Source organism: Nocardioides jensenii JCM 1364 = NBRC 14755 (assembly GCF_001552535.1).
In the GTDB taxonomy this organism is placed as follows: domain Bacteria; phylum Actinomycetota; class Actinomycetes; order Propionibacteriales; family Nocardioidaceae; genus Nocardioides; species Nocardioides jensenii.
Genome location: NZ_BCRJ01000075.1, coordinates 33,988 through 60,062, shown reverse-complemented (window position 1 = coordinate 60,062; position 26,075 = coordinate 33,988). Strand labels below are relative to the sequence as shown.

General features: G+C 70.1%; 25 protein-coding genes. 17 read left to right on the top strand and 8 right to left on the bottom strand.

Annotated features, from left to right (window positions below; all coding sequences use genetic code 11):
* Positions 1-41: 41 nt before the first annotated feature.
* The 6 genes from folP to NJ4_RS16835 are packed head-to-tail and all read left to right on the top strand — an operon-like array spanning position 42 to position 3,325.
* The gene (gene folP, locus NJ4_RS16860) at positions 42-857 is read left to right on the top strand and encodes a dihydropteroate synthase (RefSeq protein ID WP_067437767.1); all 816 of its coding nucleotides are present in this window, start codon (positions 42-44) and stop codon (positions 855-857) included.
* Positions 854-1,300, top strand: coding sequence for a nuclear transport factor 2 family protein (locus NJ4_RS16855; RefSeq protein ID WP_067437737.1), 447 nt, complete (start codon positions 854-856; stop codon positions 1,298-1,300). Before folP ends, NJ4_RS16855 begins: the two co-directional genes overlap by 4 nt.
* On the top strand, positions 1,297-1,668 hold the full coding sequence (gene folB, locus NJ4_RS16850) for a dihydroneopterin aldolase (protein WP_067437735.1): 372 nt from the start codon (positions 1,297-1,299) through the stop codon (positions 1,666-1,668). Before NJ4_RS16855 ends, folB begins: the two co-directional genes overlap by 4 nt.
* Positions 1,665-2,234 (top strand): 2-amino-4-hydroxy-6-hydroxymethyldihydropteridine diphosphokinase, encoded by a 570-nt coding sequence (folK, locus tag NJ4_RS16845; RefSeq protein WP_067437733.1) that lies wholly within the window; start codon positions 1,665-1,667, stop codon positions 2,232-2,234. The genes folB and folK overlap by 4 nt, the downstream gene beginning before the upstream one ends.
* Positions 2,231-2,728 (top strand): DUF3180 domain-containing protein, encoded by a 498-nt coding sequence (locus NJ4_RS16840; protein ID WP_082748802.1) that lies wholly within the window; start codon positions 2,231-2,233, stop codon positions 2,726-2,728. The genes folK and NJ4_RS16840 overlap by 4 nt, the downstream gene beginning before the upstream one ends.
* A gap of 9 nt (positions 2,729-2,737) precedes the next feature.
* Positions 2,738-3,325 carry a hypothetical protein gene (locus NJ4_RS16835; protein ID WP_067437731.1) on the top strand — a complete coding sequence of 196 codons (588 nt, stop codon included), beginning with the start codon at positions 2,738-2,740 and terminating at the stop codon, positions 3,323-3,325.
* A gap of 107 nt (positions 3,326-3,432) precedes the next feature.
* Here the strand turns inward: NJ4_RS16835 and NJ4_RS16830 are convergent, their stop codons facing one another.
* On the bottom strand, positions 3,433-4,428 hold the full coding sequence (locus NJ4_RS16830; RefSeq protein ID WP_407668074.1) for an ABC transporter ATP-binding protein: 996 nt from the start codon (positions 4,426-4,428) through the stop codon (positions 3,433-3,435).
* 3 nt (positions 4,429-4,431) lie between these two features.
* On the opposite strand from NJ4_RS16830, the gene NJ4_RS16825 reads away from it, so the two are divergent.
* The 4 genes from NJ4_RS16825 (at position 4,432) to NJ4_RS16810 (ending at position 9,813) form a co-directional block, all read left to right on the top strand.
* Positions 4,432-5,130, top strand: coding sequence for an ABC transporter permease (locus tag NJ4_RS16825; protein ID WP_067437729.1), 699 nt, complete (start codon positions 4,432-4,434; stop codon positions 5,128-5,130).
* Entirely contained in the window at positions 5,127-5,927 is an 801-nt protein-coding gene (locus tag NJ4_RS16820) for an ABC transporter permease (protein WP_082748801.1), read from the top strand. Before NJ4_RS16825 ends, NJ4_RS16820 begins: the two co-directional genes overlap by 4 nt.
* Entirely contained in the window at positions 5,854-6,837 is a 984-nt protein-coding gene (locus NJ4_RS16815) for an ABC transporter substrate-binding protein (RefSeq protein WP_169799285.1), read from the top strand. The genes NJ4_RS16820 and NJ4_RS16815 overlap by 74 nt, the downstream gene beginning before the upstream one ends.
* 90 nt (positions 6,838-6,927) lie before the next feature.
* Positions 6,928-9,813 (top strand): CDP-glycerol glycerophosphotransferase family protein, encoded by a 2,886-nt coding sequence (locus NJ4_RS16810; RefSeq protein ID WP_067437725.1) that lies wholly within the window; start codon positions 6,928-6,930, stop codon positions 9,811-9,813.
* A 3-nt stretch (positions 9,814-9,816) separates the two neighbouring features.
* Here the strand turns inward: NJ4_RS16810 and NJ4_RS16805 are convergent, their stop codons facing one another.
* Positions 9,817-11,217: a bifunctional cytidylyltransferase/SDR family oxidoreductase gene (locus tag NJ4_RS16805; protein WP_245644600.1), complete on the bottom strand. Its 1,401-nt coding sequence runs from the start codon at positions 11,215-11,217 to the stop codon at positions 9,817-9,819.
* Positions 11,218-11,308: 91 nt separating this feature from the next.
* Positions 11,309-12,403, bottom strand: a complete 1,095-nt coding sequence (locus NJ4_RS16800) for a sulfotransferase family protein (protein ID WP_067437721.1) — start codon at positions 12,401-12,403, stop codon at positions 11,309-11,311.
* Positions 12,404-12,476: 73 nt separating this feature from the next.
* On the opposite strand from NJ4_RS16800, the gene NJ4_RS16795 reads away from it, so the two are divergent.
* Positions 12,477-14,615 carry an acyltransferase family protein gene (locus NJ4_RS16795; RefSeq protein WP_067437719.1) on the top strand — a complete coding sequence of 713 codons (2,139 nt, stop codon included), beginning with the start codon at positions 12,477-12,479 and terminating at the stop codon, positions 14,613-14,615.
* 121 nt (positions 14,616-14,736) lie between these two features.
* Here the strand turns inward: NJ4_RS16795 and NJ4_RS16790 are convergent, their stop codons facing one another.
* From NJ4_RS16790 to NJ4_RS16770, 5 genes are all read right to left on the bottom strand, one after another.
* Complete coding sequence (locus NJ4_RS16790) at positions 14,737-15,168, bottom strand: HNH endonuclease signature motif containing protein (protein WP_067437716.1); 432 nt, start codon at positions 15,166-15,168, stop codon at positions 14,737-14,739.
* Positions 15,161-16,249 (bottom strand): hypothetical protein, encoded by a 1,089-nt coding sequence (locus NJ4_RS16785; protein WP_067437714.1) that lies wholly within the window; start codon positions 16,247-16,249, stop codon positions 15,161-15,163. Before NJ4_RS16785 ends, NJ4_RS16790 begins: the two co-directional genes overlap by 8 nt.
* 440 nt (positions 16,250-16,689) lie before the next feature.
* Complete coding sequence (locus NJ4_RS16780; protein WP_067437711.1) at positions 16,690-17,094, bottom strand: hypothetical protein; 405 nt, start codon at positions 17,092-17,094, stop codon at positions 16,690-16,692.
* A gap of 338 nt (positions 17,095-17,432) precedes the next feature.
* Positions 17,433-19,403, bottom strand: coding sequence for a glycosyltransferase family 2 protein (locus tag NJ4_RS16775; RefSeq protein WP_169799284.1), 1,971 nt, complete (start codon positions 19,401-19,403; stop codon positions 17,433-17,435).
* Positions 19,396-20,151, bottom strand: a complete 756-nt coding sequence (locus tag NJ4_RS16770; RefSeq protein ID WP_067437709.1) for a hypothetical protein — start codon at positions 20,149-20,151, stop codon at positions 19,396-19,398. Before NJ4_RS16770 ends, NJ4_RS16775 begins: the two co-directional genes overlap by 8 nt.
* Before the next feature lie 184 nt (positions 20,152-20,335).
* Here NJ4_RS16770 and NJ4_RS16765 point away from each other — a divergent pair, with 184 nt between their 5' ends.
* Genes NJ4_RS16765 through NJ4_RS16740 form a run of 6 tightly spaced genes read left to right on the top strand, consistent with a single transcriptional unit; the run spans position 20,336 to position 26,063 of the window.
* Positions 20,336-21,244, top strand: coding sequence for a Rossmann-like and DUF2520 domain-containing protein (locus tag NJ4_RS16765; RefSeq protein ID WP_067437706.1), 909 nt, complete (start codon positions 20,336-20,338; stop codon positions 21,242-21,244).
* On the top strand, positions 21,241-22,167 hold the full coding sequence (gene panC / locus NJ4_RS16760; protein WP_067437702.1) for a pantoate--beta-alanine ligase: 927 nt from the start codon (positions 21,241-21,243) through the stop codon (positions 22,165-22,167). Before NJ4_RS16765 ends, panC begins: the two co-directional genes overlap by 4 nt.
* Before the next feature lie 19 nt (positions 22,168-22,186).
* Entirely contained in the window at positions 22,187-22,606 is a 420-nt protein-coding gene (gene panD / locus NJ4_RS16755; protein WP_067437699.1) for an aspartate 1-decarboxylase, read from the top strand.
* Positions 22,607-22,615: 9 nt separating this feature from the next.
* Positions 22,616-24,373, top strand: coding sequence for an L-aspartate oxidase (locus tag NJ4_RS16750; protein WP_082748793.1), 1,758 nt, complete (start codon positions 22,616-22,618; stop codon positions 24,371-24,373).
* A complete protein-coding gene (nadC, locus tag NJ4_RS16745) occupies positions 24,370-25,284 on the top strand; it encodes a carboxylating nicotinate-nucleotide diphosphorylase (RefSeq protein WP_067437697.1) in 915 nt (304 codons plus the stop codon). The genes NJ4_RS16750 and nadC overlap by 4 nt, the downstream gene beginning before the upstream one ends.
* Positions 25,281-26,063 (top strand): type III pantothenate kinase, encoded by a 783-nt coding sequence (locus tag NJ4_RS16740; protein WP_067437695.1) that lies wholly within the window; start codon positions 25,281-25,283, stop codon positions 26,061-26,063. Before nadC ends, NJ4_RS16740 begins: the two co-directional genes overlap by 4 nt.
* The last annotated feature ends 12 nt before the right edge of the window (positions 26,064-26,075 follow it).

Below are 26,075 nucleotides of genomic sequence, written 5' to 3'. Positions count from 1 at the left end.
GACCCGATGAGCTGATCACGCCGCTGGGGCGCCCGCGCATCATGGGCATCGTGAACGTGACCCCCGACTCGTTCTCAGACGGAGGTCGCTTCATGACCTCCGACGCCGCGATCGGCCACGGTCGGGAGCTGATGGCGCAGGGTGCCGACATCCTCGACATCGGGGGCGAGTCCACGCGTCCCGGAGCGACCCGTCCGCTGGTCTCCGAGGAGCTCGACCGGGTCGTGCCGGTGATCCGGGCACTCTCGGCCGAGGGTGCGACGGTCTCGGTCGACACCATGCGCGCGGAGGTCGCGGAGGCCGCCGTACGCGCGGGAGCACGGGTGATCAACGACGTCTCGGGCGGTCTGGCCGACCCGGCGATCCTGCGCGTCGCTGCCGAGCACGACGTCCTCTTCGTCGCGATGCACTGGCGGGCCCACAGCACCGAGATGCAGCAGCATGCGGTGTACGACGGACCCGGCGGCGTGGTGACCGCGGTCCGCGACGAGCTGTCGGCGCGGGTGGACGACGCGGTCGCGGCGGGCGTCGACCTGGAGCGCATCGTCGTCGACCCCGGCCTGGGCTTCGCGAAGTCCTCCGACCACAACTGGGAGCTGCTCCAGCACCTCGACGCGATCGAGGAGCTCGGCCGCCCGGTGCTGGTCGGGTCGAGCCGCAAGTCGTTCCTGGGCACCCTCCTGGGGGGTCCGCAGGGTCCGCGACCCGTGGACGAGAGGGAGCACGCGAACGTCGCCCTGACGACGATCGTCGCGCTGCAGGGCTCGTGGTGCGTGCGCGTGCACGACGTCCGTGCCTCCGCCGACGCCGTACGCGTGGTGGAGAGGTTCGGCCGTGCCTCGGGGGAGCGGCGATGAGCGGCGCGGACGGGGTGAGCGCCCGCATGAGGGCCGTCGAGGAGGCGCACCGTGCGTACTACGCCGCCTGGGAGCGGGGCGACACGGCCGCGGCGACCAGCTTGTGGGTCGACTCCGACGACATCAGCTGCACGTTCCCGGGAGTTCCGGGGGTCATCGGCCGTCGGGCGGTCTTCGAGCAGGTGGTCGAGGGCATCGTGCTGACGGCCGGCGTCCAGTTCATCTTCGAGGACCTGCGGATCGTGGTGCGCGGGGACGTCGCCCGGCTCACCTGCGTCGAGAACGTGCTCCTGCCTGGCACGCTGAGCCTGGCGGAGATGGTCGACCTGCCCACCTCGCGGCTCGCGGTGACCAGCCTGTTCCGTGCCGTCGGGGCCGACTGGCGCCTGTGGACCCACCATGCCGGCCCGGTGATGGGCGATGTCGAGAGGCGGACCGAATGACCGACGAGCTTGCCGTCATGGGCATCGAGTGCTTCGGCCACCACGGCGTCTTCGACTTCGAGAGGCGCGAGGGTCAGATCTTCGTGATCGACCTCGTCCTGGGCCTCGACACCACCCCCGCGGCCAGCACCGACGACTTGCGTGAGACGGTGCACTACGGAATTCTCGTTGATTCGGTGAAAGCCGCCGTGGAGACCGACCCGGTCGACCTGATCGAGACCTTGGCCCAGCGCATCGCGAATGTCTGCCTCTTGGACGATCGTGTTGAATGGGCACGGGTCACGGTTCACAAGCCGGACGCGCCCATTGACGCAACATTCTCGGATGTTGCGCTGACGATTACCCGGAAGAGGACGTTGCAGCCGTGACTGAGACCCCCAACCCGAACATCATCGACGCCGACACCCTCACCGGTGAGATGCACCCGATCCGTCGTGCGGTGCTGGCCCTGGGCTCGAACCTCGGCGAACGCCTGGCCAGCCTCCAGGGGGCCGTCGACTCCCTCGCGGACACCCCCGACGTGTGGGTGACCGGCGTCTCCGGCGTCTACGAGACCGAGCCGGTCGGCGCCCCCGCGGGCTCGGAGCAGTTCCTCAACGCCGTCGTGCTGCTCGACACCACGCTGCCCGCGGCCACCCTGCTCGACCGTGCCCTGGCCATCGAAGACGCCTTCGACCGGGTCCGGCCCACGGAGAAGAACGCGCCGCGCACCCTCGACGTCGACCTGATCGTGGTCGGCGACCGCCGGGCCGACGACGACTTCCTGCGCCTGCCGCACCCGCGTGCCAAGGAGCGGGCCTTCGTGCTCAAGCCGTGGCACGACCTCGAACCTGACGCGGTCCTGCCCGACGCCGGCCCGGTCGCCGAACTGCTCGAGGCAGCCGACCAGAGCGGCATCAAGCTGCGCGACGACCTGGCCATCGACCTGCAGTGACCTCGCCCGACGAGGGCCCGGACGGCGATCTGCCGCCCGAGGAGCGCCACGTCGGCCCCACCGCGCCCGCCGCCGTCGCCGGGTGTCTGGTCGCCGGCCTGGTCGGTGGCTGGGCTGTGCGTCCCCTCACCCAGCGGTACGCCGACTCCTCGCCGGTGGTCAGCTGGGTCCAGGTGCTCGTGCTGTTCTTCGTGGCGGTCGTGCTGGGCGCCACCGCCTGGTCGACGTACCGCACGATCGCGCGCCGCCACTTCCTCGAGCCGCACCGCGCCGTCAACCGGTTGGTGCTGGCCAAGGCCTGCGCGCTGGTCGGGGCGCTGGTCGCGGGCGGGTACGCCGGCTATGCGGTGTCGTGGCTGGGCCTGGCCGCCGAGCTGGCCGAGCAACGGATGCTGCGTTCGGCACTCGCGGCGTTGGCCGGTGCCCTGATGTGTGGTGCAGCACTCCTGCTGGAACGAGCGTGTCGGATCCGGAAGCACGGCGACGGCGCCTAGTGTGAGTTCATGGCTTCCCCCAATGCTCGACGCCGTCAGCGGAGCACCCGCATCACGGTCGCAGTAGTCCTCATCATGATCGCCTCGCTCGTCGTTCTCGGCGCGCTGTTCGGCGGATCGTCCCTCCTGATCGCCGTCTCTGCTGTGGTGGCCGTCCTGCTTGGTGCCGCCGCCACCAAGATCACGCACTCCGAGCTGCTGCAGTCCCGCCGTGACGCCGCTCGCGACCGCGCCGACCAGGCCCGCGCCTACGCGGTCCTGACCGACGAGCGTACGACCGAGTCGAAGAAGTTCGCCGACACGATGACCGAGCGCATCGCGGCGCGTCAGAAGCTGATCCACGAGCTCGAGGGCGAGCTGGCACTGGCTCAGCGCAAGGTCGCCGAGTCGACCCTCAAGCTGGGCAACGAGTCCCGTCGTGCCGATCAGGCCGAGGCCCGACTGGCCACCGAGTCGACGCGTCTCGAGGCGTCCGAGAGTCGCGCCGCCGAGGCGATCGTGCTGGTGGCCGAGCTCGAGCAGCAGGTGACCGACCTCAAGGTCGAGCTGGCCGCCTGGGAAGACGCCGCGACGATGCCGGTGCGCAAGCACGCCTGATCCACCTGCGACAGCCCCGCACGCGACGTGTGCGGGGTTGTTGACATCTCCGGGCCGCACACCGCGTGTGAGCGACTGTGACCCCGCGTTGCGCGGGGCGGTGGGGCTCAGGCGTCGGCGGAGTGGTTGACCGAGGCGCGCAGCGCGCGGTGGATGCCGTTGGGGGTGAGCACACCGAGGAACTGTGCCCCGCGACGGACGCCGATCACCGGCTTGTCCTCGCGCATCAACACCGACAGGGCCTCCTCGAGCGTGGCGCTCACGTCGATCGCGGCGGCCAGGTCGCTGGCCCGCACGCCGTCCAACGGTTCGAGGAGCGTCGGGTCGATGGGCGTGACCGCCAGGCGTCGGAGGCCGCGCGCGGACCCGACGAAGTCGGCCACGAAGTCGTCTGCCGGCGCGCCCAGCACCGCCGCCGGTACGTCGTACTGCGCGAGGCGTCCGCCGTCGGCGAAGACCGCGACCCGGTCACCCATGCGCACCGCCTCGTCGATGTCATGGGTGACGAGGACGACGGTCTTGCCGAGGTCGCGCTGCAACCGGCGGAACTCCTCCTGGAGCCGCCCACGCACCACCGGGTCGACGGCGCCGAAGGGCTCGTCCATCAGCAGCACCGGCGGGTCGGCGGCCAGGGCCCGCGCCACGCCCACGCGCTGGCGCTGCCCGCCCGAGAGCTGGTGCGGATAGCGGTCGGACTGCTGGTCGGGGTCCAGGCCGACGAGCTCCATCAGCTCGCGTGCCCGCGACCGCGCGGTCGCCTTGGACTCGCCGTAGAGCAGCGGCACCGTCATCACGTTGGTGATGATCTTCTGGTGCGGGAACAGGCCGACCTGCTGGATCACGTAGCCGATCCCGCGGCGCAGCTTGACCGGATCGACCCGGGTCACGTCGACGCCGTCGATGAAGATCGAGCCGGTGGTCGGCTCGATCAGGCGGTTGATCATCTTCAGGGTCGTCGACTTGCCGCACCCGGACGGGCCGACCAGGGTCACCATCTCGCCGCGGGCCACGTCGAGGTCGAGCTCGTGGACGGCGGGGGTGCCGTCGGCGTACGTCTTGCTGACGCCTGAGAGCCGGATCATCGGATCTTCGATACCGTCCATGGCGTGACCCTATCGACCGGCGCCGACGAACCGAGTTGCTACAGCCTCTACGTCAACGAATGGTTCTGCGGCGACTACTACGTCGACCGCAAGCAGGAGCTCATCGACGCCACGATCGACCACCTCACCATCACGGCCCTCGCCGTGCTGCTCGGACTGGCGATGGCCCTGCCGCTGGCCCTCCTGGCCCGACGCTTCCCGCGGATGGAGGCGACGGTCCTCGGAGTCTGCACCGGCATCTACACGCTGCCCTCGCTGGCGCTGTTCCCGCTGCTGGTGCCGTTCACCGGTCTGACCCGCACCACCGTCGTCCTCGGTCTGGCGCTCTACTCGCTGACCATCCTGGTGCGCAACATGGTCGAGGGCCTGCGCGCGGTGCCCGACGACGTGATCGAGGCCGCCACCGGTCTGGGCTACTCGCGCAGCAAACTCCTCTGGCGAGTGGAGCTGCCCCTGGCCCTGCCACCGATCATGGCCGGGTTGCGGATCGCCACGGTCTCGACCGTCGCCCTGACCACCGTCGGTGCCCTGGTGTCGTACGGCGGCCTCGGCAACCTGCTCTTCACCGGGGTCGACGGAGACTTCCGTGCCCAGGTGATGGCGGCGAGCCTGATCTGTGTGGCGATCGCGCTCGTGCTCGATCTGCTGCTGCTGGTCGTCCAGCGGCTGGCCACCCCGTGGTCCCGGGGGGTCCGCGGATGAAGCTCGTCATCGACACCATGGCGTGGCTCGGAGACGGCGCCAACTGGGGCGGCTCCGGCGGTCTGTGGCACCTGATGCTCCAACAGCTCCTGCTCACCTTCACTGCTCTGGGCATCGCTGTGGTCGTGGGGCTGCCGGTCGCCCTGTGGCTGGGTCACCTGGGTCGAGGTGGCTTCCTGGCGATCAACGTGGCCGGCGTGGGTCGGGCGGTGCCCACGTTCGCCGTACTCGCCCTGCTGGTGATGTGGGAGCCGGTCGGCACCGACCACCTCGGACCCTACGGACGCGCCGGCCTGGCCACCTTGATCGCCCTGGCCGCGTTCGCGCTGCCGCCGATCATCACCAACGCCTACGTGGGGGTCGACGAGGTGCCGCGCGACGTGCGCGATGCCGCGGACGGCATGGGGATGAGCGGTTGGCAGAAGTTCACCCGGGTGGAGCTGCCCCTGGCACTGCCCCTGATCGCGGCCGGGGTACGCCTGGCCCTGGTGCAGGTGTGGGCCACCGCCACCATCGCGGCTCTCGTGGCCGGTCCCGGCCTGGGCAACGTCATCACCGCCGGCTTCTACAACGGCGACTACCCGAAGGGCCTCGGCGGCGCGGTTGTCGTCGCGGTCGTGGCCCTGATCCTTGAAGTCTCCGCCGCGATGGTGCAGCGTTCCCTCCAGAATGCACGACCGGACACGCGTGGCGATGCGCCACGGGACACAGAAGGCGGAAACCATGCGGGTACGACGGCTGGTCGTGGCGGTGTTGATGGCGACGTCACTGATGGGAGCATCGGCCTGCGCGGGTGATGACCTCGCGGAGGACGACAAGAACGACGAGAGCTCGAGCAGCACTCCGAGCGGAGACACGAGCGGCAGCCCCGACACCTCGGCGAAGGGCGAGCTCCGGCTGTCGGGTCAACAGTTCGACGAGGCCGCGCTGATGGCCAGCATGTACGAGCTGCTGCTCGACGACGCCGGCTATGACGTGGAGACCAAGCTGGTCACCAGTCGCGACATCTACATGAACGAGTTCGCTGACGGCGTCGACGTGGCACCCGAGTACGTCGGTGGCACCATCGAGTTCCTCAACACCACGCAGAACGGGGTCGATGCCAAGCCGTTGAGCACCGGAGACCTCGACGAGACGCTCGCCGCCGGCGCGAAGGTGCTGAAGAAGAAGGGCATCACGCTCCTCGACCCGGCCGAGGCCGCGGACACCAACGCCTTCTTCGTCACCCAGGAGTTCGCCGACGAACACTCGGTCAGCAAGCTCTCCGACCTCGAGGGTGAGACGGTCACCCTGGCCGCCCACCCCGACTGCGCGGAGCGTCTTGACTGCGGCAAGGGCCTGGAGGAGGTCTACGGCATCAAGCTGAAGGAGATCCTGCCGCTCGGCTTCGCCAGTGCGCAGACCTTCAAGTCGGTCAAGGACGACGAGTCACAACTGGGCCTGACCAGCACCACCGACGGCTCGCTCGAGGCCCGCGGCATGCTGCTCCTGAAGGACGACAAGGCGGTTCAGCCGGTGCAGAACCTGGTGCCCGCGGTGAGCACGAAGTTCCTCAAGGCGCACCCCGACGTGGCCGACGTGCTCGACCCGCTGATGGCGATCCTGACCACCGACGACCTGGTCGAGCTCAACGGCCGCGTCACGGGCGAGCGGCAGAAGGCCTCCGACGTGGCTCGCGACTACCTCGAGGAGAACGACCTGCTCTGATCGGTCCCCGGCCACCTCCGACGAACTTCCGACGATGGCCACTAGGCTCGTCGGAAAGCCGTTGGGTCGGGCGAGCAGTGGGAGGGTTACGTGCTGGATCGGGTGCGCCGCGCGGTGCGCCGTCGGCGCACGTCCGTGGCGGTCGTGGTCACCGTCGGTCCGCGTCAGGTTCGGCACCTCGGGGAGGCCATGGCATCGTTGGCTGCCCAGGACGAGGCCGCCGACGAGATCGTGCTCTGTCCGTGGGGCGGCGTCCGGGCCGACGACCTCCAGGCCATCGAGGGGGCACGCGTCCTGGCCACCGCCGAGACCGGCAACGGTGCCCGAAATTCCGGTACGGCGGCCACCGTGAGCGACACGCTCCTCCATCTGGAGGCCACCGAGACCCTCGAGCACGGAGCTCTCGCCCTGCTGCTGGGGGAGCTGACCGCGACCGAGGAGTCGGTCTCGGGGCGCGGCGGAACCCTGGGCTCCCGCCTGTGGCGACGACGCAGTGCCCCTGAGTTCCTCGACGTGCACGGCCGGTTCGGCCAGTCGGCCCTCGAGTCCGCGGCCCGCGAGCTTGCGGAGGTGACCACCCGCAACACCGATCGCACGTGGGCCACACCGTTCGGCACGGTGCCGGCAACGGCCGACGAGATCGTCGCGTTCTCCTGGATGCTCTCCGGGCTCAGTTCGGCCGACGTCCTGGTGCAGGTCCTGCGCGATGAGTCCGGGGCGTTCCTCGACGACCTGGAGCACGCCTCGGCGGCCGACGCGGACGCGTTCGGCCAGGCGGTGGCGACAGCGTGGCGTGCCCTGCCTCGCGCGCGTCACCTCGACGTTCCCGTGGAGACCAGGGTCCGGCTGTGGCTGGTCGCCCACGGCCACCGTGAGGCGATGAGCCGGTTCACCGCCGATCGCTGGTTCGACGAGGAGCAGCACCCCACCCGACTGGTGGGGGAGCGGGTCTTCGCACTCCTCCCGGTGCCGGGAGTCGACGTCCCTCAAGACGTGCTCGAGATCCGACCGCGGCTCGAGGTCTCGTTGCGGCGGGTGCGTCGTGACGGGCACCTGGTGCGGTTGACCGTCTTCGCCGGTTGCCGGTGGATCGACTTCTCCGAGCACCCGCCCCAGTTCCGCGCCCGCATGGCCCACGCGCGCACCGGTGCGCGCGTGGCACTGACCCCCGAGAGCAGGCCCGACCGGGCCGCCACCCGCTTCTTCCGTCAGGCCCACCAGAACCACGACGCCGCGGGCCTCGAGATCGCCGTCGACCCGGCCTGGCTGACCATCGACGGGCCCTGGGCGCTGGAGATCGGCGTCACGGTCGGAGGGGTCACCCTGTGGGGACGCGCCACGCACCGTGACCCCCGGGGCTCGGCCGGGGTGCCCGACATCGGGCTCACCGCACGCGCCGCGTTCGACACCCGCCACGGGTTCCGGATCATCCGCGGGGAGAAGGCGGCCCCGCGGCCCGAGCCCGAGCCGGCACCTGTCGTGACGTCGGTCGAGCTGGGCGAGACGCTGGTGCTGCACGGCATGACCTCGGCCGACTTCTCCCTCGAGCTCCGTCACGGCGACTGGAGGGTCGAGGCCAAGGTCACCACCCACGGCCGTGACTTCACGGCCGTCGTACCTCTGCGGCACCGACCGTGGAAGCTGCCGCCCCGCCCGCTGCCCAGCGGCACCTGGCACTTCGTGTGGGCCTCGGCGCACGCGAGCGGCGACCTGCCCATGCCTCCCAAGGTCGCCTCGCAGACGCCGCGGGAGCGGATCACCCGCAGCCACCGGGTCCGGCTGCTGCGCGGCCTGCGCGACCAGGTGCTGGTGGAGCTGGCCGCGCCGTTGCGGGAGGACGAGCTCGGCCCCTGGGCCCAGACCCGGTTGCGCGCCGCCCATGCAGCCTCGCGGGGGCCGATCGACCCCGATCTGGTCGTCTTCCACTCCTATGCCGGCTCGGGGACCACGGACAGTCCGCGGGCGATCTTCGAGGAGCTGCGCAGGCGTCGGCCCGACCTGCGTCCGGTGTGGGGCGTGGCCGACCACAGCGTGCCCGCGCCCTCGGGGAGCCGGGCGGTGCTGATCCGCAGCCGGGCCTGGTACGACGCCCTCGCCCGAGCCGGGACCGTCGTGACGAACATCGAGATGAACCGGTTCTTCCGCACCCGACCCGGTCAACGCCTGGTGCAGACCTTCCACGGCTACCCGTCGAAGGCGATGGGCGTCGGCCTGTGGCGCGACAAGAACTTCTCACCCCTGCGCATCGAGCAACAGCTCGAGAACACCGCTCACCAGTGGACCGTCGCGTGCGTGCCCAGCCCCGAGATGGAGCTGCACTATCGCGAGCAGTACGGCTTCGACGGCACCTACCTCAACCAGGGCTATCCGCGTGACGACGTGCTCGTGGGACCGGAGGCCGCCGCACTGCGCGACCAGGCCCGCGAACGACTGGGCATCGGCGAGGGGCAGAACGCGATCCTCTACGCCCCCACGTGGCGCGACGACCTGGCCACGAACTACCGGGCCGCACCCCTGCACCAGCACCTCGACGTGGCCCGCCTGGCCGACCGCCTGGGGCCCGATCACGTCGTGCTCCTGCGCGGCCACCGGTTCCACCAGCCGCCGGGCTCGGGCGCCCGGGTGCTCGACGTGTCGGCGTACCCCGAGATCAACGACCTGATCCTGGCCGCGGACGTGGCCGTGCTCGACTACTCGTCGCTCCGCTTCGACATGGCCCTGACCGGCAAGCCGATGGTGTTCCTGGTGCCCGACCTGGTCGACTACTCCGACGAGAAGCGGGGCTTCCTCTTCCCGTTCACCAACTCGGCGCCCGGTCCGCTGGTGGAGACCACCGACGAGGTGATCGAGCTGGTGCGGGACGTGGCGGCGCTGGCCACCGAGTGGGCGCCGGCCATCGACGAGTTCAACGCGACCTACAACGCGTGGCAGGACGGTCGCTCGGCGGCTCGTGCGGTCGACCTGCTCTTCCCGTAGGCGTCAGATCTCGTCGTCGGTGAGACCGGCCAGGGGGTCGGACTTGCGCACGTCGATGACGTGTCCGGTCTGGCGGGCAAGCAGCACGTCGAGGGCGGCGGTCGCCACGACGGTGGACTCCAGCAGGGTGGAGGGGTCCTCCTCGCCGAACGCCTTGGTGCGCATCGGGGTGCCGGTGCGCTCGGGGTTGATGCAGTTGACCCGCACCTGCCCGGCCCACTCGTCGGCCAGCGCCTGGGTGAGGTTCACCACCGCCGCCTTGGCGGAGGAGTAGAGCGAGTAGCCGCTGCGCCCGCGGGTGTAGGACGACGAGGTGAACAGCAGCAGTGACCCACCGGAGGCGACCAGATGGGGGTGGAACTCCTGGGCGATCAGGATCGGGGCCAGGTAGTTGATCTCGGTGGCGGCGTAGATCGTCTCCTCCGAGGTCTCGGCGAGGTCGCCACGAGGGAGCACCCCGGCGGTGTTCACCACGAAGTCGATGCGGCCCTCGGACTCCATCACCTGCCGGGCGGCCTTGGCGACGTCCTCCCGGCGCTCGACGTGGGTGCGGCTGCCGGAGCGGCTGAACCCGTGCACGGTGCAGCCGTAGGAGCGGGCCAGCTCGACGATGTCGAGGCCGATGCCGTACGACGCCCCGAAGACGACCAGGGTCTTGCCGGCCAGGGCCTCACGGTATTCGTCGTCGGTGCGCGGCGCGGGCAGGTCGGTCGAGGTCAGCTGGAAGAGCTTGTCGGCCAGGTAGACGTCGATCGGCTCGGTGACCTTCATGTTGCGGTCGTCGCCCGCGACGATCCCGATCGGTACGTCGGGGGTGTAGCGCAGCACGACGGTGCAGTCGTCGGTGGCCTCGAAGTTCGGGTCGCGCCCGGCCTCGTCGTACGCCCGGCGGATCACCGATGCCTTGAAGCACTGCGGAGTCTGGCCGCGGCGCAGGCGGGCTCGCGGTGGGATGTTGCTGATGATGCCGTGCTCGTCGAGCTCGACGATCGTGTCGGCCGAGGGGATCGCGGTGTCGACGGCGTCGTAGGTCTCGAGGGCCTTGAAGCAGTCGGTGATGATCCGGTCGGTGACCATCGGGCGCACCGCGTCGTGAAAGAGGAGGTTCGCCTCCTCGTCGGGCAGGGCACGGATCGCCCGCAGGGTGGTGTCGTTGCGGGTCTCGGCGCCCTCGAGGACCTGGGTCACCTTGGTGTAGCCGCCGGTGCGGATCATCGCGTGCACCGCGTCGAGGTGGCCCTGGGCCATCAGGATGATGATCTCGTCGACCAACGGGTGGGCGTCGAGGGTGGCGAGCGTGTGCTCCATGATCGGCCGACCCGCGATCTTGATCAGCTGCTTGGGGATGTCGAGACCGACGCGTGCGCCGACGCCTCCGGCCAGGAGTACTGCGATGTTCTTCACCAAGCTCCTCGAGGTCGGACCCACGCCGCCGTCCCCGGGCGACGGGTCACAGGATAGACGCTGACCGCCCCGGTGCAGCCAGCCAGCGCGTTCAGCGACGCGGGCGCGGGAGCCATCGCCGCAGCCGACTGCGTACACCTGGCTCTCGCCGGGGACGGGACTGCGCCTCATCGGCCGACGGCTCGGCTGCGTCTGCCTCCCGGGACAGCTTCGCGGTCAGATGCTCGCGGGCCTGACGTACCCGTGCCGCCGTCTCGTCGCCGGCGATGGCGGCGGAGGCGCGGAACAGGCCGGCATAGGCAGCGGCCGCCGCGTCGAAGCGGGCCTCCGCATCGGCGTCCTGGCCGTTGCGGTCAGCCAACACGCCGCCGGCGGACCAGATCTCCTCGGCGATGGCACACAGCGAGTCGGGCAGATCGAGGTCCTCGAAGCGCAGCCGGTGCCGCTGGAGGGCCGGATCGATGAACGAGTCCACCTCGTGCGGGACCCCGCGCTCCAGCGAGTGGTTGAACTCGACGCCGGACATGCGGCGCACCTTCTCCATCTCACGGCGCCAGTCGTCCAGGAGGTCGTCGTACCGCAACCAGGCGCGGTGGTGGCCGCGGGTCAGCCTCTCGGCGTTGAGGTTCTGGTTCACCCAGGCCGCGAGGTTCATCACCGCGAACTTCCAGGCCCCGACGCGTTCCTCGGACTTCGTGTAGTGCGTGCTGCGGCTGCCGACCACCTCGGCAGGGTGGCGCAGCATCGTGACGAAGGAGAGATCGATGTCAGCCTCGGCGGCGGCCTCGCGCCACAGGTCCGGGACCCACGCCGAGCGTGGATCCTTGACCACGGACTGGTCGGCCTTGTCGGCCACCCTGCGGAGCCAGGACACCAGCTCGGCCCTCACCTCGGGAGTCACGCTGGACTGCATCAGGGCCAGCGCCTCGGGCCGGGCGTCGGTCTGCGCGATCCCGGCGTCGTCCATCAGCCGTCGGTGGAACCGCAGCGGCCAGGTCGACTCGAAGAATCCGCGAGGGTTGGAGTCGTTCGGCTTGAGCACCGGGCGCGGCACGTGCATGCCGAGGTGGTTGAGCGCCCCGGCCACGGTGCTGGTTCCGCTGCGCCCGGAGCCCGTCACCAGCAGCAGACGCTTGGTGACGCTGGAGGCGGGTGGGGATCCGGGGATCTCGTTCTGGGTCGACACGCACTGAATAGTGGCATGCCGGGGTCGGCGGTTATCCTGACCGACGTTCTTTTGTCCCGCCGGAAGGCTGTTTGTGTCCGACACCCTGAGCTCGCGAGCAGAGTCGGCGCAGTCGACCACCACCACGGTCCGCACCGACATCCAGGCGCTGAGGGCCCTCGCGGTCAGCTTGGTGTTCCTCTTCCACCTGTGGCCGAACCGGATGACCGGTGGTTTCGTCGGTGTCGACGTCTTCTTCGTCATCTCGGGATTCCTGATCACCTCGCACCTCCTGGCGCACCCGCCCACCAAGGCCGGTGACCTGCTGGGATTCTGGGCGCGACGGATCCAACGACTCCTGCCGGCGTCGCTGCTGGTGCTGGCGCTGACCGTCGTCGGCAGCCGGATGTTCGCCCCCGAGACCGAGTGGGGCAGCACGGCCGCCGAGATCAAGGCCGCGACGCTCTACTACGTCAACTGGAACCTCGCCTCCAGCTCGGTCGACTACCTCGGCGCCGAGGCGGCACCCTCGCCCGTGCAGCACTACTGGTCGCTCTCGATCGAGGAGCAGTTCTACCTCGGTTGGCCGGTCCTGCTGCTGCTCCTCTTCCTGCTGGCCCGCGTGCTCAAGCGGCCGGCCACCCGCGTCGTCGTACCCGGCCTGGCCCTGGCCGTGGCCGCCTCGCTGGTCTACTCGATCACCGAGACCGCCTCGAACCCGGCCGGTGCCTACTTCGTCACGCCCACCCGCATCTGGGAGCTCGGGCTCGGCGGCCTGCTCGCCGGCCTGCTGTCACGGCGCGCGTTCGGCCGCGATGTCGACCACGAGCACGTACTCATCCCCGAGGCGGCGCGGTCGGCGGTGGCCTGGATCGGGTTCGGGGCGATCACGCTGACCGCGTTCACCTACACCGGCGGTACGCCGTTCCCGGGGTGGCAGGCCTTGCTGCCCGTGCTGGGCACGGTCGCCGTGATCGCTGTCGACGCCCCGTTGAAGCGGCACTCGCCCGGTCCGATCCTGGCGTGGAAGCCGATCCAGTTCCTCGGTGACATCTCCTACTCGGTCTACCTCTGGCACTGGCCGATGGTGGTGCTGGTGCCGCAGGCCACCGGTCACCAGTTGACGCTGCAGAACAAGCTCGCGATCCTCGTGGCCACCCTCGTGCTCGCGACGCTGACGAAGTTCTTCATCGAGGACGTCTTCCGACGGGCCAGGTTCCGCACGCCCTTGTGGAAGCCGTACGTCGCGATGGTGCTCGCGATGGGACTGGTCTGGGGCATGGCTCACACGCTCGACCGCTATTTCGACAAGCAGCAGGACCTGGCCCGCCAGGAGCTGATCGCCGCGAAGGACAGTGACGACCCCTGTTTCGGTGCCAAGACCTTGGCCAACCGCGAGGAGGACTGCCCGCGCACCAAGGAGGGCCCGGTGGTCCCCGCGCCCAACCTGGCCATCGATGACAAGTCCGACGCCTACCGTGACGGCTGTTGGGAATGGGTCCCGTTCGACGGGGTCAAGACCTGTGAGTACGGTGACGAGTCCTCCGACGTTCACATCGCCCTGGTCGGCAACTCCCACGCCGGCCACTGGCTGCCGGCCCTGCAGGTCGTCGCCGAGAACCAGGGCTGGCACATCACCACGATCCTTGCCTCCGAGTGCACCGCGACCCGCACGAAGGTCGACTTCAAGACCGACGAGGACTCCCAGGGCTGTCTCGACTGGGGTCAGCGGGTCCTCGACCTGACCGCCGAGGGCGACTTCGACGTCGTGGTCACCTCCGAACGCAACGGGCGCAAGCCCGTCGATGCGGTGGACGGCAACGAGCAGGAGTTGTGGGAGCAGGGCTACCAGGACTACCTCGCCGACTGGATCGACCAGGGCCAGCGGGTCGTGGTCATCCATGACACGCCGACGCCCGGAGTCGACGACGTCCGGGGTCCCGAGTGCATTGCCGAGAACGAGGACGGGCTGGGCGCCTGCACGGGGCTGCGCGATGACTGGGTGCCGAACGACGCGTTGGTCAACGCCGCCGAGAAGCTCGACGATCCACTGGTGTCGGTGATCGACCTGACCGACTACATCTGCGGCCCGAAGTTCTGCGACGTCGCCGTCGGCGGAGTCGGGGTCTACTTCGACGCCTCGCACATCACCGCGACGTACGCCGAGACGCTCGGCCCGTTCCTGGGTCAGGACCTGGTGCCGATGGTCCAGAAGGCCGTCGCCAAACGCTGAGCGCGGGCCGACCTGTCGTGAGTTCGGCGTCCGGCCGGCTTCGTGTCCCGGGTCTGGGTGTGACAGTAGCCCCAGGCACCGGTGTCCGGTGTGGGGCTTCTGCTCGCTGGCGCTGATCAGCTCAATTGGTGGGGAGTTCGACGGTGCCGAAGGTGGTGACCAGCCAGGTCCTCCCGTAGGGACTGGCCCAGGTGTAGGTGCCGTCCTTGTTCCGCGCGTAGGTCCACCGGCCGTGGGTCTTGACCAGGTGATGTCGCCGACAGAGGGGGGCGAGGTTCTCCGGGGTGGTCTGGCCCGGTGGCCCGTTGGGGTCGTAGGCCTCGATGTGGTCCAGGTCGCAGGACCTCGAGTCGGTGGTGCAGTTGGGATAGACACAGTGTCGGTCGCGGGCGATGACCTGTTCACGCATCGCCTCGGGAGGGTCGTGTGCGTCGATGCCCCACTGGTGGGTGGTGTCGATGACCGGGGTCACCTTGGCGGTTGCGCCGAGGTCTTTGAGCCAGGTCTGGATCGTGGCGAGGGTGACCGCACCGAACCGGTTCGTCTCACCCATCCCCGCGCCTGCTGTTGCTGTGCCCGTGGTGGCGAGGTCGGCCAGGTTCACGTGGATGTAGAGCCGGGTCTGCAGGTACGACTTCCGGACCTTTGACCACGGCCCCGGTGGTCGGGTGGATCAGGTTCCCCTCCGCATCGAGCCTCGGGCCGGGCGCTGCCTCGGCAGCCTCATCCGCCTCGTCGCCGCGAGTGCTCTCGTGGTCGCCCGTGGTGCCGGTCCCCGCATCCGAACCGTCCCCAGTCGCGGTGCCGGTCATGGTGTCGGTGAGGTGGTTTCCGGTGAGGCCGATCAGATCCAGGGTGGCTTGCCGGTCCGCGATCCGACCCAGGGCCTTGGCCTTGCGTTGCTCGAAGGAGTCACCATCGCCCAGGCGACCCATCGTGGTGGCCTCGTCACACAGTGCGTCGTGGAGCTTGGCCAGGTCCAGCGAGTCCCCCAACGCGTCCAACCGGCTGGTGCCGTTGCCGGCACCGACGGTGTGGTCGAGGTGGACCCCCCACTGGTCCTTGCCCGGCACCGGGGCCGGGCCACCGAACTGGTCGGGGTGGAACTTCGCGACCGCGGACCGGATCGTCTTCTCGATGGTGGGGAGCCCGTAGCGGCCGGTCTCGGCGAGCTGGTCATCGACCCAGGCGGCGGCTTCGGCGGAGAGGTGACGGGTGTCCTCGGCGATCCGGCAGGCCCGCCACGCCTCCACCTCCAACGCCTCGACCGCGGCCCAGGTCCTGGGAAGGCGGTGGTGCAGGTCCAAGGTGTTGGCCAGGGTCTTCTTCGCCGACCACGAGGAGACCTCGGTGGCAGTGGCCCACAGCTCGGTGGTGAACGCCGCCACCCCGGGGCACCCCTGCCCACCCAGGGTCTGGTCGTAGTCACCCAGCCCGGGGATCCCGTCCCCCCACGTGGCGGCCTCTCCGTCGGGGGTGACGGGGTGAGTGACACAGAGTTGGTAGGCCAGGCGGAGTCGGCGGCGGGCGGCGGTCTTCTCGAGGGTCGCTGAGTCGGTGATCACATCGAGCAGCCACTCACCCTCGAGGTCCTCGACCTCGAACGGCTGGTGGCTGGCATCGGTTTCGATCATGACCCCATTGCACCAGAGACCACCGACACCCCGGGACCCGAAAACGGCGTATCCACAGCCCCCGGGGAAACTATTTTCACGAAGGTTCCGAGGGCGGTTTTGTCGAGATGCAGCGAAGATTGTCGGATTGTCGGATCGTCGGCATAGATGGTCTTTTGACGCTATGTCGTGCTGATTGGTCTGTGAGGACGCGAGAAGTTGGCTACCGATTGGCTCGTGCCTCGGCGTACCTGGGCGGCTCCCGATCGGTGCCGTCGAACCGCGCGCTCATGCCGATGAGAGAGCGCCAGCGTCTCACCGCAGAGGGTCACCGAGCCGCCGCCGCGGAGCCGTGACTCAGCTCCCGGGAGCACGCAATCGCCGCCATCGAGTCATCGCTGGCGGTCAGAGGCACACCGCGACGCCGACGATGTGGCTGGTGGAAGCCAGCCCCCAACTAATCAGCGGGAGAATGTGGTCCCTGATGAGCGTCCTCGACGCAGGTGTGTGTCGGACACCCTGGTCAAGGTCTGGCGGTACGACGACGGAAGCGTGACGGGCGCTGATCGAAGGTCACGCACCCAATCCACACCGACCCGGTGGCCGTCAGTTGAAGGCTCGGTCACGACACCGATGGCTTTGACGAGCATCGTGCGGAAGTCGTTGTTCATCTGCTTCGCGACGAGCACGTCGCCGTGCTCCATGAGGTCGAGGTTCGGGGCCTGCTTCTGGTAGCTCGGGTCCGACTCCATGTTGTGCCAGCCCAAGACCCACTCGCCCGCTTCGATCCAGTCGGCGAGCCCCTCCCGTGCTCCGTCGCCGTGCCAACCACCGTGAATCGTCCCCACCATGAAGTAGTTGGTCATGCGGGCATCACCTCGACAGTCTCACCGGTCTCTGTGCAGAGTCGATGCTACCGGCCGGAATCGGGCGTACGCGTAGCCTCGCGAACGTCCGCAACTGCCGCATAGTGCGGCAGCGCGCACGGATCTGCCGCATTGCGCGCACTTTGCTCTCGGCTCAGCCGAGCCCTGATCTGTCAAAGTTGCCTGCCTGGGACCCGTCAATCTCGACAGGTTTCGAGACGGTCGCGCCGCGACCTCCTCAACCACCGATGACGCCGACCGGGGTGGTCTCGACAGGCTCGACCACCAAGGATCGGGACCTCCTCCACCACCACACCGCGCTCGACCACCACCAAGAGTCAGGGGCGAGTCACGCGAACCACGAGGGCGCCGTCGCGGCGCACCAGCACCTGCACACGCTCGGCATCGTCGATGGACACGACAGGAAGCTGCTCCCACAGTCCGGGCCCGGCAACCGCCTCGGCGCCCTGGAACACCACGCGATGGTCGCCGTCGGCGAGGTCGGCGACGCGGTAGCCCGCGCGAGGTCGGCCCTCGGTGTCGTCCTCGACGGTTGCCGCCTCGATCTCACCGGCCTTTCCTCGCAGCACTCCGGGGCGGGGGTGATCAGGGCGGTCCGTCGTCAGCCAGACCGTTCCCGCATCGATCTCTGCGTCGATCACGGCGTCCGCCACGATCGCCGGGCCGGGGGTGCCCGAGTCGGGTCGGTCTGAGGCGGCCGCGGCAGTGAGGTGGAAGCCCAGGTCGCCCGAGAACGCGGGGGTCACGAGCACCTCGCCGACGGCCAGCGTGGAGAGATGGTTGCCCGCTGAGCCCTCGACGGGCGCCCGCACGACGCCTTCACGCACCACACCGTGTTGGGTGACGCGCACGTGCAACACCCACGGAATCGCGTCGACGGCGACTCGGCCCGTGAGGTCAGCCGCGTCGAGCTCGGCACGGAACCCGGCGTTGTCGTAGCCGGCGTTGCGGTGCCGGGTCCACACGTTGGCCGCGGGGTCGCGGAATCCGGAGACCGACAGCGGGACCGTTGCGTCGCCGGACGCCTCCTGGAGCCACGCCTCGATCCTGGGCACCTCGAGCGAGCAGTCGAGCGTACGGATCGCGGCGAACCCCGAGATCCGCAGGCGACCCTCGGCAGCAGAGACCGACCGCACCCCGGCGATCACACCCGACTCGGAGTCGGCCATCCGCCACAGCGCGTCGGGAAGATCGGCGCCGAGAGCGTCCCGGACGGCGTACACCTCGCCGTCGCGTGCCTGCGTGCGAGGGAGCCGCCCCTGGGTCTCCAGACGCTCGCCGATCGTGGCGAGCTCGTCCCACCGCCCGTCGGCACACAGTCGGGCCCGGAGCCGGTTCAACTGCGGCACGGACTGGAGCGTCGCCTCGTCGGTACGGTCGAGGAACGTGCGGTAGGTCGCGCTCAGGACGTTGCGATACATCGGCGAACCGTCGATGCCGTGGGTGATGAAGGGCGGGAAGTCGACGCTGAGACAACGGGCCACCCAGGCGGCGTACACGGCGGGGGAGGCTTCCTCCCGGAGCAGGTCACTGGCCTCCTCCTTGACCGCGATGCGGTCCAGAAGGTTCTCCAGCTTCGCCTTCTGCTGGCCGGTGGACGTGTTGTCCTCGCGGACCCGCCACAGGTAGGTGACGTTGGTGATCAGGTCGAAACGTTTGGCGCGCACGTAGGCGGCCAGCCCGGGCACGTGGTCCTCATAGGCGATGTGACCGCGGTACGGCGGCACCCGGTCGACCCAGAAACGGGTCCGGAAGACCCTGTTGCAGGCGATGATGTCCTGCATCGCGACCGGGGACTCCTCGATCGTGGTGCGCAGTCGGGTCACCTCGTGAGCAGCGCGGAAGGCGATCCCCATGTTCTCGCCGTTGGCGACGCGTCGCGCGGCGCCGACCACGAAGTCGGATCCGGTCTCACGGAGCACCTCGACCATGTGCGCCCAGGCTCTGGGCGGCACGGTGTCGTCGGCGTCGCAGAAGGTGAGGAACTCGCCGCGTGCCCGCGTCACGGCCAGGTTGCGGGCGGGACCCTGACCCGCGTTCGGCTGGGTCAGCACGACCAGGCGAGGGTCCTTCCGGGCCCGCTCCCGCAGGATCTCAGGGCAACCGTCGGTGGAGCCGTCGTCGACCGCGATCACCTCGATCTCGTCCAACGCCTGGCCCAGCACGCTGTCGAGACACTCGGGCAGGTAGGCCTCCACGTTGTGCACCGGGATCACCACGGTGAGTACGGGACTGCCCGCGGCCCGGCGTCGGCGTACGACTCGTCGTAGCCTGCCCGGATCAACCATGGGCCACCCACTCGACGCGCTCGGGGCCGTCGCCGGTGACCGGCGTGCCGCCACAGGCATCGACGAGGGCGTCGAGGGCGACGTCGGCCCACAGGTCACGCGTGCCGTCGGGAATCGTCGGCAGGTCGCCGGCCGCGCGTAGTGAGCCGGCCTCGGGGCGACCGCCGCTCAGGTGCCCGTTCTCGATCGCGATCGCCTCCCCGGACTCCAGGCAGCGGAGCACGTCGCGCCACGCGGCCTCGCGGGTGGTGCCGATCTCGGCGCGGGCGAAGTCGGCCTTGAGCGGCCAGTGCTGCTCCTGCCACTCGCGCAGCGTCGGCGGGACGCCGGGGTCGGAGAGCAGCAGGCCCAGGGACTCCTGGCCGGAGATCGGGTCGACGTGCACGATCCGCGGGCGCCCGTCGTCATCTGCCTGTACGACGTGGGTGGGCACGTGCGAGAGCCAGTCGACGGCGATCACGACGCCGGTGAAACCGGTGGGGACGTCGGGGCGGAGCGAGACGTCGGGCAGCAGGCCGGAGAGTGTCGCGGCAAGCGTGCCGGCGGCCCCGAGCAGGGCGACGGACGCGTGGTCGCGCAGCCGGGGGAGCAGGAACTCCACCAGCTCGTCGCGGTCGCGTTCGAGCGTCACCGGGTGGGCGCGGAGGTAGCCGTCGGGGCCGTAGAGCGCGGTGTCCCAGGCCTGTTTCCAGGTCGGCTGCGCGGTGCGCGGCGGCAGTGCGGGCATGCCGAGACTGGTGGTGCTCATGGGTCCTGAGGCTACGCGGCCTGTGATCCATCCCACCGAGCGGCCGGTTCCCAGCCGGATTCGGTCGGCGTACGCTTTTGGTGGAAACCAACTGAAGGCACACCGTCTGGTACCCACACCGGCCAGCCCCTCGTCCGCGAGGAGCTGGAAATCGGAGGGACTGGAACGAAAGGCTTGCAGCACCATGTCTGAACCGCTCCGTATCGGCGTGGTCGGCGCAGGACGCGTCGGCGCCGTACTCGCTTCCGCGCTCCGCACCGCCGGCCACGAGATCGTGGCCGTGGCCGGTGAGTCCGACGCCTCCCGCACCCGCATCGATGCACTGCTGCCCGGTGTCGTCGTCGACAAGCCCAGTGCCGTGGCCCGCGCCTGCGACGTCCTCCTGCTGACCGTGCCCGACGACATGCTCGGCAACGTCGCGCAGATGCTGGCGGCGAGCGGCTCGCTGCGCGACGGCCAGTTCGTCGTCCACACCTCCGGACGCCACGGGCTGGAGGTGCTCGCGCCGGCCACCGACGTCGGCGCCCGTGCGGTGGCCATGCACCCGGCGATGACCTTCACCGGCACTGCCCTCGACCTCGACCGGCTGGACGACATCGTGTTCGGGGTGACTGCGGGTCCGGCCGAGCGCCGGTTCACCGAGTCCCTGGTGGCCGACCTCGGTGGTCGCGCCATGTGGGTGGCCGAAGACAAGCGGATCCTCTACCACGCGGGCTTGGCCCACGGTGCCAATCACCTGGTCACCCTGGTTGCCGAGGCGATGGAGATGCTGACCGCGGCGGGAGGCGACGACCCCGCCGGAACTCTCCGCCCACTGCTCGAGGCGGCCCTCGACAACGCGCTCAACCACGGCGACGCCGCACTGACCGGCCCGATCGTGCGTGGCGACGTGAACACGGTTCGTGCGCACCTGGCCGACCTGCTCGTCTCCGCGCCCCAGACCGTGCCGTCGTACGTCGCCATGGCGCGCGCCACGCTCTCCCGCGCGGTGGCCGACGGTCGTCTGCTGCCGATCCGGGCGGCCACCCTCACCCGCATCCTCGACGGTGCCGCCGCCCCCACGATCCCGTCGCCCGGGGCCGTTCGACGATGACGTCCACGCCCGTTCTCGCGAACACCCGCGAGGAGCTCCTCAGCCTGCTCGCCGACGCCCGTGGCGCCGGTCGGCGGGTCGGCTTCGTGCCCACCATGGGAGCCCTGCACGTCGGCCACGCCTCCCTCATGGACGCCGCCCGCGCCGAGGTGGGCGACGGGCCCGTCGTGGTCTCGATCTTCGTCAATCCCCTGCAGTTCGGCGCCGGTGAGGACCTCGACCGCTACCCCCGCACCCTCGAGTCCGACCTCGCGCTGTGCGGCGAGCACGGCGTCGACATCGTCTTCGCTCCCGCGGTCGACGAGGTCTACCCCGGCTCCGGCCCGGGTGGCGTCATCGAACCGCAGGTGACGCTCGAACCCGGGCCGCTCGCGGAGATCCTCGAGGGCGCGACCCGCCCCGGCCACTTCCGCGGAGTGCTGATCGTGGTGGCCAAGCTGTTCGGCCTGGTCCGTCCCGACGTGGCTGTCTTCGGGCAGAAGGACTACCAGCAGCTCACCCTGATCCGGCGCATGGTCGACGACCTCTGCATGGGCATCGACGTGGTCGGGGCCGAGACGGTCCGTGAGGCCGACGGGCTGGCGCTGAGCTCCCGCAACCGCTACCTCGACCCGACCCAGCGCGAGCACGCGGTCGCCCTGTCCCGCACCTTGCTGCGGGCTCGGCACAATGCGGCGCACGGCGTGGACTCGGCGTTGGCGGCGGCGCGTGCCGAGCTGCGTTCCTCCGAGGGCGTCGACCTCGACTACCTCGTGGTCACGGGCACCGACCTTGGCCCCGCCCCCGACCACGGTGAGGCCCGGGTGCTCATCGCCGCCCGCGTGGGCGCCACCCGCCTGATCGACAACATGCCACTGCACCTGGGAACGACACGCCTGGGCGCCACCGACCCGGAGCCCACCGTGGCTCTCCGAACTCCGTAACCAACAAGGGAGACAGCACATGCTGCGCACCATGATGAAAAGCAAGATCCACCGCGCGACCGTCACCCAGGCGGATCTGCACTACGTCGGATCGGTGACCATCGACGAGGACCTCCTCGACGCCGCCGACCTGCTCTCCGGCGAGCTGGTCCACATCGTCGACGTCACCAACGGGGCCCGCCTCGAGACCTACACGATCGCCGGCGAGCGCGGTTCGGGCGTGATCGGCATCAACGGCGCCGCCGCCCGCCTCGTGCACCCCGGCGACGTGGTGATCCTGATCGGCTACGGGCAGATGGACACCGCGGAGGCCAAGGAATACCAGCCGTCCGTCGTCTTCGTCGACTCCGACAACAAGGTGCTGGCCACCGGGTTCGACCCGGCCGAGGCACCCGAGGGCTCCGGCCTGCTGCGCGGCGACGTCACCGCCAGCCGCTAATCTGCCCGAATGGCCCTCATCGAGAATGCCGGTCTCCCGGGACGCCTCAGCGCACCCGAGCCCGGCTGGACCACGCGCTCCGACGTCGTGGTCATCGGGTCCGGCATCGCCGGGCTGACCGCCGCCCTGCGCATCCACGCCGCGCTCCGCGCCCGCCCCGAGGACGACGGGGCCACGGTCCTCGTGGTCACCAAGGACGTCCTCAACGCCGGCTCCACCCAATGGGCCCAGGGTGGCATCGCCGCAGCGCTCGGTCCGGGCGACACCCCCGAGCAGCACGAGCGCGACACCCTGGTCGCGGGTGCCGGCGCCTGTGACACCGACGCCGTGCGGGTCCTGGTCACCGAGGGGCCGGACGCCGTCCGCGAGCTGATCGCCCTCGGCACCAACTTCGACCACCACGACGGCGTGCTGTCGCTGACCCGTGAGGGTGGCCACCACCGCGACCGCATCGCCCACGCCGGTGGCGACGCGACCGGTGCCGAGATCCAGCGTGCGTTGATCGCCGCCGTCGAGGCCGCCCCCGAGATCGAGGTCATCCAGCACGCGCTGGCCATCGACCTGCTGCACGCAGCCGACGGTGGCGTCGCCGGCGTGACGCTCCACGTCATCGGAGAAGGCCAGCGAGACGGCGTGGGCGCCGTGCACTGCCGTGCGGTCGTGCTCGCCAGCGGAGGACTGGGGCAGGTCTTCGCCCAGTCGACCAACCCGTCGGTCTCCACCGGCGACGGCATGGCCCTGGCCCTGCGCGCCGGTGCCGTGCTGCGCGACCTCGAGTTCGTGCAGTTCCACCCCACCGTGATGTATCTCGGCCCCGACTCCCGCGGCCAGCAACCGTTGATCTCCGAGGCCGTCCGCGGTGAGGGCGCGTTCCTGGTCGACTTCGAAGGCAACCGATTCATGCAGGGCCAGCACGAGCTGGCCGACCTCGCGCCCCGTGACGTGGTGGCCAAGGCGATCACCCGCCGCATGCACGAGACCGGCAAGGCGCACATGTGGCTCGACGCCCGCCACCTCGGGGCGGAGTTCTGGGAGAAGCGCTTCCCGACCATCCTCGGCGTCTGCCGTTCCCACGGCGTCGATCCGGTCACCGAGCTGATCCCGGTCGCGCCCGCCCACCACTTCGCCTCGGGAGGCGTGGCCACCGACCTGTTCGGTCGCTCCAGCCTGCCGGGCCTCTACGCCACCGGTGAGGTCGCCTGCTCCGGCGTGCACGGTGCCAACCGCCTGGCCTCCAACTCGTTGCTGGAAGGCCTGGTGTTCTCGCGCCGCATCGCCGACGTACTCCCGGGCGAGCTGCGGTCCTGGGCCGATCCGGTCGAGGACCAGCGGGCTCCCCGCATCGCCGACGCCGATGTCCGGGCCACGATGCAGACGCTGATGACCGACTACGTCGGGGTGCTGCGCACCGAGGACGGCGTACGCAAGGCCCTCGACGAGCTGCCGGCGCTCGTCACCACCACCGGCGCTCTCGGTGTCGAGGCCTGGGAGGCCACCAACCTGCTCACGATCGCCACCGCGCTGGCCGGTGCGGCGCTGGGCCGCGGAGAGACCCGCGGATCTCACTGGCGCGAGGACTTCCCCGAGCGCGACGAGGCCTGGTCGGGGCACTTCGACTCAAGGTTTGTCGGCGACTCGAGGTTTGTTGGCAACGCGAGTTCCGCCGACGACTCGAGGTTCATCGGTGACGAGCTCGACGTCGCCTTCCACCCGGCGCCGTCGACCGACCCGTCCCACCCCGTCGAGCCGGCAGGAGCCCGCCCATGAACGCCATCGACCACATCGTCGCTCTCGCCTGCGACGACGTTCCCGCCGGCCTGGCCCACGAGCTCGGCGAGGCCGGGCTCGACGCCCGTGAGGTCCACGCCGCCGTTGTCGCGGCCCTGACCGAGGATCTGCCCGGTGACGACGTCACGAGCTGGGCGACGATACCCGCCGACCAGGTCGAGACGGCCGACTTCGTGGCCCGCGAGGACGGCACCGTGGCCGGCCTGGCCCTCGGTGAGCTGGTCTTCCGCTACGTGATGGGCAACGACATCACCGTCGAGCGGCCGGTCAAGGACGGCGCCCGGGTCAGCAAGGGCGACGTGCTGCTCTCCGTGACCGGGCCGACCGCTCTCCTGCTGACCGCCGAGCGGACCGCCCTGAACTTCACCTGCCACCTCTCCGGTGTCGCGTCGGCGACCGCCGCGTGGGTGCGTGCGCTCGAGGGCACCGGTGCCCGGGTGCGCGACACCCGCAAGACGATCCCGGGCTGGCGCGACCTCGAGAAGTACGCCGTCCGTGCCGGTGGCGGCGTGAACCACCGGCACTCCCTCTCCGACATGGCGTTGGTCAAGGACAACCACGTCGTGGCCGCCGGCGGCGTCGTCGAGGCCTACCACCTGATCCGTGCGCGCTATCCCAAGGTGCCCGTGCAGGTCGAGGTCGACTCGCTCGACCAGCTGCGCCAGCTGCTCGAGATCGGGGTCGACCAGATCCTGCTCGACAACATGGACCCGGCCACCCTGCGGGAGGCGGTGGCGCTCACCGCCGGCCGGGCCACCCTCGAGTCCTCCGGCGGGCTCACCCTCGAGGACGCCGCCGCATACGGCGCCACCGGGGTCGACTTCCTGGCCGTCGGCGCTCTGACCCACTCCGCACGGGTCATGGACATCGCGATGGACCTGCGGCCGTGACCGTCCTGGCTGCCGACATCGGCAACAGCCACACCGTCATCGGGATCCTGCAGCAGGGCGAGGTGGCCGCCGATTGGCGGGTCTCCACCGACGAACGACGTACGTCGGACGAATGGGCAGTGCTGGTCCGCGGCCTCGTCGCGGGCGCACTCGACGAGGCGGACCTCACCGGCATCGCGGTGTGCTCCACCGTTCCGGCGGTGCTGCACGAGTGGCGCGAGATGCTGACCGCCCACTTCGCCGACGTGCCTGCGGTCGTGGTCGAGCCCGGCATCCGCACCGGGGTGCCCGTGCTGATGGACAACCCCCGCGAGGTCGGCGCCGACCGCATCATCAACGCGCTCGCCGCGGCACACCTCTTCGAGGGGCCCACGGTGGTGGTCGACTTCGGCACCGCCACCACGTTCGACGTGGTCAGCGCCCGGGGCGAGTACATCGGCGGCGCCATCGCCCCCGGGCTCGAGATCTCCCTCGAGGCGCTCGGCCGACGGGGCGCCCAGCTGCGCAAGGTCGAGATCCTGCGGCCGCGCAACGTGATCGCCAAGAACACCGTCGAGGCGTTGCAGTCCGGCATGCTCTACGGCTACTCCAGCATGGTCGACGGCCTGACCACCCGCATGCTCGCCGAGCTGGGCGAGCCGAGCGGATCGGTGAACGTCGTGGCGACGGGCCACATGGCGCCGATCGTGCTCGACGAGTGCGGCACCCTGACCTCGTTCGCGCCGCACCTGACGCTCATCGGTCTCGAAATCGTTTTCCACCGCAACGCCCCGGCGTAGCGCCAGATAGCC